At 38.4% G+C, this 14,526-nt stretch carries 13 protein-coding genes; 7 read left to right on the top strand and 6 right to left on the bottom strand.

The features are described 5' to 3' along the window. The 6 genes from B3600_RS05505 to B3600_RS05480 form a co-directional block, all read right to left on the bottom strand. Window positions 1–2,718: an outer membrane beta-barrel protein gene (locus B3600_RS05505; protein ID WP_286752343.1), complete on the bottom strand. Its 2,718-nt coding sequence runs from the start codon at window positions 2,716–2,718 to the stop codon at window positions 1–3. A 253-nt stretch (window positions 2,719–2,971) separates the two neighbouring features. After that, window positions 2,972–3,760: a GLPGLI family protein gene (locus B3600_RS05500; RefSeq protein WP_070562299.1), complete on the bottom strand. Its 789-nt coding sequence runs from the start codon at window positions 3,758–3,760 to the stop codon at window positions 2,972–2,974. 18 nt (window positions 3,761–3,778) lie between these two features. Then, entirely contained in the window at window positions 3,779–6,502 is a 2,724-nt protein-coding gene (locus B3600_RS05495) for an outer membrane beta-barrel protein (protein WP_286752342.1), read from the bottom strand. Between the two features lie 167 nt (window positions 6,503–6,669). Further along, complete coding sequence (locus tag B3600_RS05490; RefSeq protein ID WP_286752341.1) at window positions 6,670–7,041, bottom strand: hypothetical protein; 372 nt, start codon at window positions 7,039–7,041, stop codon at window positions 6,670–6,672. Continuing rightward, a complete protein-coding gene (locus B3600_RS05485; RefSeq protein WP_070562291.1) occupies window positions 7,034–7,585 on the bottom strand; it encodes an RNA polymerase sigma factor in 552 nt (183 codons plus the stop codon). The genes B3600_RS05490 and B3600_RS05485 overlap by 8 nt, the downstream gene beginning before the upstream one ends. A 7-nt stretch (window positions 7,586–7,592) precedes the next feature. Further along, the gene (locus B3600_RS05480; RefSeq protein WP_139144912.1) at window positions 7,593–7,907 is read right to left on the bottom strand and encodes a hypothetical protein; all 315 of its coding nucleotides are present in this window, start codon (window positions 7,905–7,907) and stop codon (window positions 7,593–7,595) included. A gap of 107 nt (window positions 7,908–8,014) precedes the next feature. On the opposite strand from B3600_RS05480, the gene B3600_RS05475 reads away from it, so the two are divergent. The 7 genes from B3600_RS05475 (at window position 8,015) to B3600_RS05445 (ending at window position 14,429) form a co-directional block, all read left to right on the top strand. Further along, complete coding sequence (locus tag B3600_RS05475; RefSeq protein WP_286752340.1) at window positions 8,015–9,385, top strand: dipeptidase; 1,371 nt, start codon at window positions 8,015–8,017, stop codon at window positions 9,383–9,385. A gap of 61 nt (window positions 9,386–9,446) precedes the next feature. Beyond that, window positions 9,447–10,349 (top strand): LysR family transcriptional regulator, encoded by a 903-nt coding sequence (locus B3600_RS05470; RefSeq protein WP_070562282.1) that lies wholly within the window; start codon window positions 9,447–9,449, stop codon window positions 10,347–10,349. A gap of 80 nt (window positions 10,350–10,429) precedes the next feature. Then, window positions 10,430–11,410: a c-type cytochrome gene (locus B3600_RS05465; protein WP_286752339.1), complete on the top strand. Its 981-nt coding sequence runs from the start codon at window positions 10,430–10,432 to the stop codon at window positions 11,408–11,410. 31 nt (window positions 11,411–11,441) lie between these two features. Beyond that, complete coding sequence (locus B3600_RS05460) at window positions 11,442–11,912, top strand: DsrE family protein (protein WP_286752338.1); 471 nt, start codon at window positions 11,442–11,444, stop codon at window positions 11,910–11,912. Between the two features lie 4 nt (window positions 11,913–11,916). Then, a complete protein-coding gene (locus B3600_RS05455) occupies window positions 11,917–12,831 on the top strand; it encodes a substrate-binding domain-containing protein (RefSeq protein ID WP_286752337.1) in 915 nt (304 codons plus the stop codon). 66 nt (window positions 12,832–12,897) lie between these two features. Further along, window positions 12,898–13,689, top strand: coding sequence for a lysophospholipid acyltransferase family protein (locus B3600_RS05450; RefSeq protein ID WP_286710145.1), 792 nt, complete (start codon window positions 12,898–12,900; stop codon window positions 13,687–13,689). Next, the gene (locus tag B3600_RS05445; RefSeq protein ID WP_070562268.1) at window positions 13,671–14,429 is read left to right on the top strand and encodes an ABC transporter ATP-binding protein; all 759 of its coding nucleotides are present in this window, start codon (window positions 13,671–13,673) and stop codon (window positions 14,427–14,429) included. The genes B3600_RS05450 and B3600_RS05445 overlap by 19 nt, the downstream gene beginning before the upstream one ends. Window positions 14,430–14,526 lie beyond the last annotated feature (97 nt).

The raw sequence follows: 14,526 nt of genomic DNA, 5'->3' as shown, positions 1-14,526 counted from the left end.
TTATTTCGATTTTACGAGCATTTTATTTATTTCCCAAGTGAGCTTAACCATATAATATCTACTGATTGTATTGTATCGGCGTTCCGTCAGTAGTGTTCCATTTTGACTTCTGTCAAAACCCACATTCTGTTTGAAGAGGTCATTAACCATAAAGGTCAATTCGAGCTTTTCATCTTTTCGGAATTTTTTTGACAATGCAGGGCTCAGCACAAATCGTTCAAATTTTTTACTGTACACCGCCGTGGGTGCCTGATACGTATAGCTAAAATCTGCCCGCACAATAAATTTAGCCGGAAGAAAATACTTTAGGTTTCCTTCAGATGAAAACGTAAATCCCTTACTATCTTCCATTGCACCGATGGAATTGTCTTGTATAAGATATCCTGGAGACAATTCAATACCAAAGTCCAAGCCTTTGGTGGTCGATCGCTGTAGACTATAATTGATCGCATAACGCTGCACTTTGGCATTCGCCAAAACAGTATTGACATAGTTATAATTGTTGCTGAAAGATACCGATGGACCGCCACCATGTCTCAATTGAATTTTTTTCCATAATTTGCCGTAATACATTGGCCTGATGCTAATTTGATTATTGCTGTTATGATTCAAATTTCCCCAGACAAATGTCGTCTTGCCCAATGAATCAATCGTTGTATTTTGCACCAAAGCATTGTTGGTACGTGATGCACTCAAAAATATACCTATAAACTTATCTTCCAACACGGAATACGTTCTAAAGCTTAGATTCAAATTATTGGTGTAGGAGGGTTTCAAATTTTCATTACCTAGATATTCATTCAAAGGGTCCAAATTCGACCGGAGTGGCTGGATCTGATTCAAAGAAGGCAAACCATTGGTACCCTGATATTCCAGATTGATCGATTTATTTTTTTGTATTTCATAATTAACATTAGCCACCGGATTATAGACAAAAAAAGATCGTGAGAGTCTCGAATTTTCCATCCGGTTTAACTGTGACAGATTACTGTTTTCGAACTTATTCGAGACATTGATCACTAGCTTTTCCAGGGGTTTATAATTAATTGCGAAATTATAGGTGTTTTTTATCGTTTTATATAAGAAATCATTGCTATACAAACTATCTAGCCTATCAAAAGTACCGGTATGCTGATTTTTATCGAAAGATCTAACTGCGTTGTTATTTCTGTTGAGATTCAATCCATATTCAAAAGAAAGGATCATCTTTTTTGAAATCGGTTCGGAATAAGCGAATTCACCGCCCGTGGAAAAAGAGCTGTTTTTCACAAATTTCTTCTGGTCGAGAGTCGAATCTCTTTCAGCATTCCCTTCTTTGTAAAATTTGAGTTTAGAAAACAAATCTTGCTCACCATCCTGTTTATTACCTGATGTAAAATAGTTGAATGATAACGAACGGCCTTTCTTTTTAAAACGTCTTACATAGAGTGCTGAGGCATTATACTGTTCTGACTTAGAATCGTTCGTAAACTTCCGCATGTTATTGTTGATCTTTTGATCAAATTGATTTACAGTAGTTGATTGCGTCTCCGAAGAACTTTTATCATGTCTTTTGTTTGCACCTGCCCAAACCGTTAAATCCGACATGGAATCGACCTTAAATTCGTATTTCAAACCAATATTATGCTTTCTGTTTTCGTTTGATGCCAATGTGCTGCTATTGCTTGTTAATATCGTGTCACGTGCCGCATTGCGTGTGAACACGTTGCGATCTAGATCGACATCGGATCGGAGATGCTTATAGTCGATCCGCCAAGCATGTTTTTTGTTAGCGGTTTTATCCGAATATAAAAATCCTGTATTCAAGGATTTGGGAATACCTTCGCCATTAAAATTATCACCGCCATCGTAATCTCCCCCCATACTATTCACTTCATCATAGCTGAGACCGGTCTTCCCGGTATTGCTTGCAATCAAATAAGCCGAAGCTTTAAACGATTGATTAAAATAGTTCAAAAAGCCCTGTCCAGCGTAGAATTTATCGCTACCTCCACCGACATCAACTTTTCCGAATATTCCGCGTCTAGCTTCCTCTTTTAGTTTCACGTTGATTGTCTGTGTACGTTCACCGTCATCAATTCCTGTTTTCTCAGCCTTATCAGACTTTTTTTCATAGACCTGAATTTTGTCAACCATATCAGAACGAATATTCCGGCTTACCAAAATTGGATCGTCACCAAAGAACTCCTCCCCGTCAACAAGCATTTTCTTCACTGTTTTTCCTTGTGCAGTGATTTTTCCAGAGGCGTCGACGGTAATCCCAGGTAAGACTTTCAGCAAATCTTCAACTTTGGCATTTTTTTCCACTTTAAAACTTCCAGCATCATATTCCGTTGTGTCCCCCTTAATACTAATGGGTACCCGCCCCATAACAATTACCTCTTCCAATAGGGTTGCGCTACTGGTCATTCCAATAGATAGGTTATTGTAATGCTGCCCTGGCAAGATCTCTGCATAATATTCACCATACTTCGGATAGGTGACAATGATAAAATATTGTCCAGTATCAGGACGCTCAAGAGCGAACTTACCATTTTCATCCGAACGGGTAAAATTGGTCAAAATAGAATCTTTGGCTGTTAACAACATAATGGTTGCATTGTGCAGCTTAAGCTGATCTTTTACATCACTGATTTTTCCTTCAATTCGCGATTGAGCATGAACTATTCCGCAGAAACAGAATAAAATAAGTAAAAGTAGTTGCCCCACTCTTTTCATAATATGGTTTTGGATAGTATATAATTATATAAATAATAAAATTCGTGCACAAAACTAATATTTTGTTTCAGTTAATTTCAGTTTATCCCAAAAAAAATACAAGCAATAAAAAGGTATTAAAAAATAAAACAAACAATTGACTAACAATGCAATACAAACTAAAAACCATAAAAAAAGCTCTTCTTTTGAAGAGCTTTTTTATCTAAACAGTTAGAAATATGCAACATATTGTATAAACAGCATGCTGTGATCTTTATAAATTGCCAAGTTCCATAATAAATTGAACAGTTTCTTTATTCATGTGTTGAGACAGCACACTTGTAATCTGATCTGTCATGGCCTTTCTTGTCATTCGTTTGACTTTGGTATTCTCGAATTTCTTTTTGTCCATCACTACGGTGTTGCTGAGTTCAACTTTTGTTGCAAAATAGGAAACGTGCTGACTAGGTACAACCAAGCCTAAAATCATTCCGGGGAGACCATTGATGGACTCTGGGCCACCACTGATCGGAATTTCATTGCAGTAATATCCAATGACATAAATGGAATCCGGTGTAATACCATTGGCTCTCCTGCAATTGTACCCAGCGATCTCACGGTATTCATCGGTGATTTTCCATTTGATACGCTTCATGGAATCCTGAACAATAATTTTTTCACCTACAATATCATTGTATCTCAAAAAAGATCGGTTGGACATATTTGAAAGTGTGGATGCATCAAAGTCTAGCGCAAGCATCATAATATACTGCTTAATCTCCGCATCCAGGCTCTCGTCTTTTACCGACTCAAACAAAGTCTCCGTGGTATTAAATTTCATAGACTTCTTTAACACGGCACTTTCTGGTAATCTCGGTATTATACGCTCAAAAAATTGTTTTGAGTTATCATCGGCTTTAGCGATGAATTTTTTACTTACGATATTCTTCATATACATCGTCTTATCGTAGGAAATAGTTCCCGATCGACCAAACAACGTATACTGTGCTTTAAGACCAAAGGCTGAACAACAGAAGAAGAGAAAAAAGATATATTTTAACATTGTATTTCGCTTAATATTTTATAAAAACATTTTTGTAAAATCCCATGATAGTTTAAGCATATAATATCTGCGTATCGTATCATATCGACGTTGCGTAAAGACAGAAGTCGATGCCGAACGACTAAAGCCCTTGTTTTGGTTAAGAACATCATTGATCATAAAATCCAACACCAACGATTCATTTTTCAAGAATTTCTTGCTTACACCCGGATGCAACAAAAACTGCTCAAACTTCTCATCAAAAGCTTTGGTCGCTGCCTCATAGGAGTAGGTATAATTCGTGTAAACCTTAAATGTTTTGTTGAAGAAATACTCCACACTTCCGTTGGAAGCGAATACGAAACCATTGCTATTGGTATTGCGTTCCAAACTTGATTTCATCAAACGATATTGTGGACTAAAGTTCAGGTCAAAATTTAAACCTGTCTTGGTATCTCTTTTAAAATTATACGTAAAATTAAAGTTCGTCGTATTTACTTTATTCAATTGGTGATTGAACATGTTATAGTTGTCACTCATATTCACATAAAACTGTGGCGAGTTGGACAAGCCAAGTTTTTTGCTCAACTTGAAATAAACTCCAGACCATACGTTCAGCGAAGTATTTGTCTTACCATCAACATTATTCCAAGTATATGTATTGATTCCTTTTAGTGTATCGATATTCTGCGTAATCGGATTCTTTTCGGTAGAAATATTACCGCCGACATACACGTAATTCCCGGTCAACACACGGAACGAATTATAATTCAGATTCAATGAATTTCTAAACGAAGGTTTTAGGTTTTCATTTCCCAAATAGCGATTAATCTGGTCTGAGTTGTCTAATATCGGTTGGATCTGGCTCAAAGAAGGCAATTGATTTTTACCAGTATAATTCATCCATAACCCCTTAGTTTTTGTAAAGGAATAGCCTGCACTTACATTTGGATTGTAAGTAAAGTAACTTCTTGTAATCCCCTCGCTTGTATAGTTATTGAACTGTTTCAATTTGTCATTATTGAAATTATTAGCCACAGTGAACTTAAATTTTTCAGTTGTATGGACTATAGCCAATTTGTACCTATTGCTGCTTCTATCAAAATCATAGTTATTACTGAAACGACGATCCAATTGCGTGTAATTTCCCTCTCCATCCTTATTGAAAGACTCCACGATGGAACTACTATTACTTTGCTCAATTCCAGTTCCCACAACAAGGTTCCAAATTTTGGACAAAGGTTCGGTATAGGAAATTGAAGCGCTTAGCACATCACTTGTATTGTTACGTACCTTACTTTGATCTGTAGTTGAATCTGTTTTTAAGCTATAATTTCTCAGGTCAGAATTTAAATGCCCAGTACCTTTCATTTCATTTCTTTTCCATTGACCATCAAATGTAAAAGAACGTCCCTTTTTCTTGAATTTATGGGTAAAATAGGTACTCAAGTTGAACTCGTTGATATTATTTTTCACCAATTCCCTTGTATTCTCGGCAATGGTTGTGTCTGCGTTTTGGCCAAACTGATAAGCTTCACGTTTGTTATCTGACCAAAGATTCTTTCTTGATGCTCCACCTCGTATGGTTAGGAGATTTAACGAATCTAATTTCAGGTCATATTTCAGATTCGCACGATGCTGGTCATTTTCGGAATCTATATTCTTCACCGATTTGTTATTGATCAAACCTGTTGTAATCGTCTCATCATTTCCATCACTGCTCAATCTTCCGTATTTATAGTTAATGTTGACTGTATGTTTATCTTTATCAAATTTATCCGAGAAGTTAACGCCCGAATTTATGGCTTTAGGTACACCAATAACTCCTTGTCCAGAAAAAGGATCCGTAAAATTAGACCAGCTCATCGATCCGTCATCACCATAGGATACACCTGAATCACCACCATACTTTTGGGCATCCTGCCAGTTCATGCTCGTGGTACCATTATTACCGAAAAGCCCATAAACTGATATTTTTTGCGAACCCTTAAACTTGTTCAACATCAATTGCCCCATATAGTAGTCGTCGGTTCCACCACCAAGAAGCGCTTTTCCGAACATGCCATTTTTAGAGCCTTCTTTTAGCTTTACATTGATAGTTTGCTCACGCTGACCATCATCCACTCCTGTTCGCTCTGCCTGCTCGGATTTTTTCTCGTAAACCTGAACTTTATCCACCATATCCGATCGGATGTTGCGCGTTACCAGCGTTGGATCATCGCCAAAAAATTCCTCGCCGTCTACCAATACTTTTTTGACTGTTTTACCTTGTGCAGTAATCTTTCCAGATGCATCAACCGTGATGCCGGGCAAAGCTTTCAACAGGTCTTCAACTTTGGCATTCTTCTCAACTTTAAAACTGCCGGCGTCATATTCCGTGGTATCACCTTTAATTGTAATGGGAATACGTCCCGTAACGATGACTTCTTGTAATAATGTAGCTGTGTTTGTTAGACCAATAGCCAATTTGGAATAATCCACACCGGATTGGATCTCCGTATAAAAATCACCATACTTAGGGTAACTCACAATAAGCACATAAGATCCTGTATCGGGCTTGGCTAAGGAAAATAGACCATTTTCATCAGACCGGGTAAAGCCTGTTAATATAGAATCTTTAGCAGTCAATAGCATAACTGTTGCGTCTGATAACTTTAGTTGGTCCTTTACATCACTTATTTTTCCAGCAATCTTGGATTGACCCAAAGCCAGACCAGGAATAGCAAAAATGAAAAATAAGAGCATTTGTAAAACTCTTTTCATAAAAATTGTTGGATAGTAAATTAATATCAATATAACATTAGTAGATAAAACCAATGTTTTGTTACAGTAAATTTAATTTTATTTCTAAAAAAACTAATTTTGGCCCACGCCCCCACTATTTGAACGAAATAGGAAGTCCTTTGTACAAAAACTCAGGTCCTATACCTTTACTCAAAAAAAGATTTTTTGCTAGACTTGATAATGTTCTGTTGCATATTGATCAACCGCCACAACTGCAGACAAAAGAAGCATATCAATAGGGCAAAAGATATTTGACAAGCTATCGCACTATAATTTTTAAGATCCGTGGTTATATCTGCAACTTCAATTTTGGCCATCAGATAATTATTTAACAGGATTCCGCAAACAGTCCCAAGGAGAAAAAATGTAATCGCATACTTTTTATTTGACAGGGCTTTTTCTTTATCTTTCTCAAGCGCTAAGATGCTGCCCATGATCCGTTGTTCAAAATCGTCGAATGGCATTTCTATTTTGCTCATTTGCATAACCCTTCTGAATTTTTCCTGCTGCTTATCCATAATACTCTGCTTTTTTAATTAACTGACTCAAGATGATCTGCATATTTTTACGGGCCCGGTGTAAGATCACTTTTGTATTTGCCAATGTCCAGCCCATAATTTCCTGAATTTCATCCATAGACTGTTCTTCTAAATAAAATAAACGTAATGCAACAGACTCCCGGGCGGGCAGGATAGTGAGTGCATCGTTGATCATTTCTTTTCTTTCATGCGCGATTATTTCATCCAATACAGAATCCTCATGCGATGTGTCATGGTGGGAAAGATCAAAATTGACCAGGTCCAGTTTCTTATGTCGAACGGCATTAAAAGCCACATGCACCACAATCCGGTAAAACCAGGTACTAAATTTAGATTTCCCTTTAAAGGAAGACAGCGATTGATAGCATTTTATAAATGCATCCTGAACGGCATCTTCTGCCAAATGCTCTTCCTTCACAATAGAAAGAGCGACAGAAAATGCCATATCCTTATACGTTTTTATAAAATAACGATAAGACTCCACATCACCTGACAGAACTTTTCGAATATAGATTTCATCCATTGGCGGGTTAAATATCGCGTTTTTTATCCAATCGGTTAGCAATTATCATCGCAACTCCTGCAGAAATAATCAAAATTGCTACGGCAAGTGAATCTGGCAAGTCTGTATTGATATAGTTATCCAAAATCCCGACAATGAACAGGCCTACTCCGATACCAAGGACCAAAATTCCTGGTTTTTGCCAATCCAAAGACTCCTTTTTCCTACTTTCGCTAGGTAGGTGTACTGTGGCACTTCGATAACGCATAATAAAATAAACACACAAGGTAATACACGTAAATAATCCGACGCCCAAAACGGCTGCTACTGATTGCTTTTCCATAATTATTTGAATTAGTTTTTACATTAGTCACGGCTATTCCCGAAAAGGTTACAACAAATTGAGTTAAATGTGTCGATTTGTGTAAATTTGTTTCAAACACAAACAATATGCAAAACATTAAAGAATATGTAGAAGCAAACAAGCAACGTTTTTTAGATGAGTTGTTTGATTTATTGCGTTTACCATCAGTAAGTGCCGATCCTAAATTTAAAGGAGATGTGGAAAAGACTGCTGACTTTGTTGCTCAGAAATTGCGTGAAGCCGGAGCCGACAATGTAGAAGTCTGTCCTACCGCTGGTAATCCAATCGTTTATGGAGAAAAAATTATCGATCCGGCACTTCCTACAGTGTTGACATATGGTCACTACGATGTACAACCTGCTGATCCTTACGAGCTGTGGGATACCCCTCCTTTCGAACCGACGGTCCGTGATGGCAAAATTTATGCACGTGGTTCTGCCGATGATAAAGGTCAGTTTTATATGCATGTAAAAGCCTTCGAATACATGATTAAAAATGATGCTTTAGCATGTAACATCAAATTTATGATTGAGGGTGAAGAGGAAGTAGGCTCAGTCAATTTGGGCACGTTTGTTAAAGAAAATACAGAGAGACTGAAAGCAGATGTTATCGTTATTTCTGATACCTCGATGATCAGCATGGAGCAACCTTCTTTAGAAACTGGCTTACGCGGCCTTTCTTATGTTGAAGTTGAAGTTACGGGGCCTAATAGAGATTTACACTCCGGCGTATATGGTGGAGCAGTAGCCAATCCGGCGACGATATTAGCAAAACTGATTGCATCATTACATGACGAAAACAATCATATCGCTATCCCTGGATTTTATGATGATGTTGTCGAATTGACTGCCGAAGAACGCAAAGCATTAAATGAAGCACCTTTTGACATTGAAGAATACAAAACAGACCTGGGTATCCAAGATATCTGGGGAGAAAAAGGTTTCACAACATTAGAACGCACCGGTATTCGACCAACCTTGGAGGTAAATGGTATCTGGGGTGGTTATATCGGTGAAGGCGCCAAAACAGTACTTCCATCAAAAGCGAATGCGAAAATCTCCATGCGTCTTGTACCAAACCAAAACTCTCAGCGTATTACGGAGCTTTTCAAAAAACATTTTGAATCTATTGCACCAGATTATGTGAAAGTTGAAGTAAAGCCCCATCATGGTGGTGAGCCTGTCGTGACACCGACCGACAGCATTGCTTACAAAGCTGCAGAGAGAGCGCTACATGAAACATTTGGTGTTCAACCGATCCCAACTCGGGGTGGCGGATCTATTCCAATCGTTGCTCTTTTTGAGGAAGTATTGGGTTTAAAAACAGTACTTCTAGGCTTCGGTTTGGATAGTGACAACCTGCACTCGCCAAATGAAAAATATGGTATTGAGAATTACCTAATGGGAATTTCAACAATACCTTTATTTCATAAATATTACGCGGAACTAAGCAAATAATTTAGTTTTTCATTAGATAAAGGGTTATTTTTAAATTTTAGAAATAACCCTTTATCGTTTTATGGATTTTGACTTCCGCTTAATTGTATTTTACACTGCTGCTCAGCACCTTAACTTCACCAAAACGGCCGCTGCCCTTTTTATCTCGCAACCAGCAGTAAGCAAAAACATCCAAGAACTAGAAAAGAAACTTGGCGTACCACTCTTCGAAAGAAAGGGTAACAATCTTAATTTAACCGATTCAGGTCAAATTCTTTATAAATATGCCCAACAGATTATCAATCTATACAATCAGGCGGGCCAAGAAATACAGGAATTGCAAGAAGGACGAAAAGGAAATCTGGTGTTGGGAGCCAGCACAACCATCTCCCAATATGTTTTACCCGCTCTACTTGCTGATTTTCTATCCCAATACCCCAACAACCGTATTCAGTCTTTTCAATCCAATAGCCGCAGTATTGAGGAACAGCTTATTGATAAAACATTGGATTTAGGTATCACGGAGGGGTCTACCGACAACCGGGCCCTGAAATACATTCCTTTTATGAAGGATGAACTGGTTCTTGTCACAAATAGCCAAAACCCACTATTAGATCAATTAAAAAATCCAGTATTATCCGATATCACACGCTTACCTTTGGTACTACGCGAGCAGGGCTCGGGTACACGAACAATTATTGAGAACGCACTAAAAGATAACCGCATCAATCTATCCGAAGTACAGATAGAAATGATCTTACCTTCAACAGAGAGTATCAAAGGCTACCTTGCCCGTCGCAACAGCTTTGCTTTTTTGTCAATTCATACGGTGCAAAAAGAAGTGTTAAATAATTTATTGACCATTGTCGATATTCCACAATTGACAATAGAACGTTACTTCTATTTTACCCATTTATATGGAGGACTTGCCGGTACGCCCAACCAGTTTCTGCAATTCTGTCTACGGCAAAACTTCAAGTTATAACCAAATGTTATGTCTCATAAACAAACTTCGTTTTAATTCCAGGTTGGAGCCGCATAGATTTGTACAAATGAATTAGCGGAATGGATTATAAAAAACTTACAAATTACTTAAAGGCACTCAGCTGGATCATCGTCGCATTGGTCATTACTTGTACAACTTTATGTGTGTTTCCACTCAAACATGAGAATCGGAAAAACCAAGCAGATGCTATTGATATACACAACGACTCCCTTATTACACACGTTTCCCAATTTAAGGAAATCTCCTTCAAAGATAGCCCCGAAGGTGAAATGGCCAGTTATGGTGAAAAGCTAATTAAAAACACATACGATTATTTTTATGATGGTGAAGTCAAGATTGGAAACAAGCTGGCCTGTAGCAGCTGCCATCTTAATGGCGGCACAAAGGCTTTTGCTGCTCCTTACGTCGGGCTCACCAATGTCTTTCCAACCTATATTGGACGAGAAAATAAGATTGAATCACTTGAAGAGCGCATCAATGGTTGTTTTGAGCGGAGTATGAATGGTCGAGCTATTCCCGAAAACAGCAAGGAAATGAGGGCTATTGTCACCTATATCAAGAACATCAGCGTGAATACAGTTAATAAAGGTCGGTTGGCAGGCCAAGGATTTATAAAAATGGATATTCCCAACCGTGCGGCGGACCTGAAACATGGTCAAGTGGTCTTTGAGAACAAATGTGCCAGTTGTCATGGACGAGATGGACAGGGGCTGCCTCAAACAGCTGGCAAAGGATATCAATATCCACCCTTATGGGGTAAAGACAGCTACAATGATGGCGCGGGGATGGCACGATTGCTTACCGCGGCCCGTTTTATCAAAGCGAATATGCCTTTAGGCGCAACTTATGATGCACCTCAGTTGAAAGACGACGAAGCCTATGATGTGGCGGCGTATATCAATTCTTTCGATAGACCTCAAAAAACAGATAAGCAATTGGACTATCCTAATCTAAGCAAAAAGCCCAAAGATAGCCCCTATCCACCTTATGCCGATAACATTAGTATAGAACAACATAAACTCGGACCTTTTAATTTTTAAACATACATATCCCTTTAAATCAATAATAAATATGAAAAAACAATTTACAATCGCTTGTATTTTATTAGCGATAATGACTATTCAAGCGAAAGCACAGGACAATAAATTGTTGCTCGATAACCATCAATACAGCGGTGCCGTTGCGAAGAAAAAAGCGTATAAAGCTATCTATCAACTGGACAGCAATGATCCAAAAACAATTGAAAAAGCAATTCGCAATATTAACAATGTCTTGAAGGACCCGCGATTAAAAGGACGTTTACAAATTGAACTGGTTGGATTTTCTGGCGGTACCGAAGCCTACCTAAAAAAGAACAGCCAATACGAGAAACCCTTGAAAGATCTCGTCGAGAAAGGTGTGATCGTCGCGCAATGCCTGAATACGTTGGAAGAGAAACATATTGCCAAAGAAGAGCTATTTGATTTTATAGGTTATGTTCCTAGCGGAAATGGTGAATTAATCTTACGCGCAAATGAAGGTTGGGTTATCGTTAAACCATAGTATAATGAGAAATTTTCTACTGCTTGGTCTAACAATAGCATTATTGGGTGTCCAGGAAATTAAGGCACAAGAACATCTTTTTGATCCGCCCTGGAATACTCCACCAGAATCGGCGCTAAATTTTACGGTACCTGGGATAGACAATATTCCAGATTTATATGGTGATATCGAGAATCCGCAGCTTACCGTTTTTTTCGCTGGCAATCAATTTATGGTCGTCGATGATCTACTCGCATCATTCAAACAAGAATACCCACAATACGAACGTATTTTTGTTGAAACACTGCCACCAGGCATTTTAGCCAAGCAGATTAAAGGCGGTTCAATTACGATAGGCAATCTACGCATTACGCATAAACCCGATATTTACACGGCGAGTAAACGGGCGATCAACGAAATGGCAGATTATTTTAGCCATACGCAGGTGTATTGCTATAACAATATCTGTTTGATGGTTCCAAAAGGAAATCCCGCTAATATCAGCACATTGAATGATCTAGGGAATGACAAAGTTCGTATCAGCATGCCTAATCCCCAATGGGAAGGAATTGGGGAGCAGATCAAAGCATCCTATAGAAAAGCCGGGGGCGAACAACTCGTCAAAAAAATCATGGAAGATAAGGTCAACGACGGCAGCACTTATCTGACTAAGATCCACCATCGCGAAAGCCCCATGCGTGTATTGTATGGACAGGCTGATGCGGCTCCAGTTTGGGCTTCTGAAGTCGTTTATCAAAAACTAATTGGCCATCCTGTCGAAGGGATTACCATTCCTGATGCGCAAAATACAACCGCAACTTACGTTGCTGCAAAATTGAAAAACGCACCGCATACGCAGGCTGCAGATGACTTTTTAAAATTCATGGACTCGCCAACAGCCAAGCGTATTTACAAGAAGTATGGTTTTACAGTAGACTAAAAAAGAAAATGGATAATTAATTATCCATTTTCTTTTTTTACTTTAGGTCAAAATTAGTTGACTTGTATGATCCTATTGCTCAAAAAACTCCATCGGTATTGGTATTTTATCAGCGTTCTACTTGTTTTTCTTCTGTTTTTCCCTTACATCTATTTTTTAGCACGACGTCCCGAAAAAAATTATGCTCGGATTGCCCGTATGCGACGCTGGGTATCAGTTGGTGGTTCGGCCTTAGCTGGTGTATTTTTTAAGGTGAGCTATGAATCAAAAATAGATTGGAACCGTTCCATGGTATTGTGTCCCAATCATACTTCGGTCTTGGATATAACAGCCCTTACCTACTTGTGCCCAGCTCCTTTTTCATTTATTGGAAAAGCTTCCCTGCTTAAGAACCCGGTTACACGCATTTTTTTCAAAACAATAGATATCCCGGTCACAAGAAGAAGTAAAGTATCTTCTTTCAAGGCTTTTCAACGTGCCAATGAACTCGTCCGAAGCGGAAGAAGTGTGGTTATCTTCCCAGAAGGAAAAATCGACGATGGTTTCCCCCCACAGATTCACGCATTTAAATCCGGAGCCTTTCGAATTGCTATTCAGAATGACGTTCCCACAGTACCCATTATTATAGAAAATGCCTGGGATATCTTTTTCGATGACGGATCGAAAAGAGGGTCTCGGCCGGGAATAGTTAAAATACATGTATTCAAGCCGATAGAGACTAAAGATTTTAACGATGATAATGCATCGGAACTAGAAAAAGTTGTATATGACAAAATGCATTCCTATTGGATTATGAAGAATAAATCGTATTTTCATAACCTAGAGAACCTCCAAAAAATATGTCAGGAAAGATCTTAATCGAAATCAAGGATATTGCCAGAGAGTACCAAATTGGTGCAGAAACAATTCATGCCTTAAGCTCCGTTACACTCAACATCCATAAAGGAGAATTTGTTGCCTTAATGGGGCCTTCAGGATCAGGCAAGTCCACGTTAATGAACATTCTCGGTTGTTTGGATACCCCTAGCCGGGGAGAATATATCCTCAACGGGATTAATGTGAGTGACATGACTGACGATGAACTCGCCGAAGTAAGAAACAAAGAAATTGGTTTTGTCTTTCAAACGTTTAACCTATTACCAAAGAATACAGCACTTGAAAATGTTGCACTTCCCCTAATTTATGCGGGCTATAATAAAGTTAAACGTGAGGAAAAAGCTACTGCAGCATTGGAAAGTGTCGGCTTAGGACATCGTATGGATCATAGGCCGAACGAGCTCTCAGGAGGACAACGACAACGTGTGGCTGTTGCAAGAGCGTTGATCAACGATCCATCCATTATACTTGCCGATGAGCCAACAGGAAACCTTGATACCAAAACGTCTATTGAAATTATGGGTCTACTGGAAGAAATTCACTCCAAGGGCAATACCATTATCCTAGTGACTCATGAAGAGGATATCGCATTACATGCACACCGTATTGTACGCATGCGAGATGGCTTGATCGAAAATGATTATCCAAATCCTGATATTAAATCCGTGTCCCCAAGACTTAATGCGTTAAACGAAAAGGGAAGTGATTTTGAGAATATCTAAAAATATTATAACGTTAAAAATCAACTACTTACATTAAAACCACAAAAATAACACGTGATTTACTTGCTTAAATTAAATTAAATCATAGTTTTGCGAA

The sequence above is a fragment of the Sphingobacterium sp. UBA2480 genome, assembly GCF_002341965.1.
GTDB classification, from domain to species: Bacteria; Bacteroidota; Bacteroidia; order Sphingobacteriales; family Sphingobacteriaceae; genus Sphingobacterium; species Sphingobacterium multivorum.
Note: the sequence above shows the minus strand (reverse complement) of the source record. Positions and strands in the feature narration are given on the sequence as shown.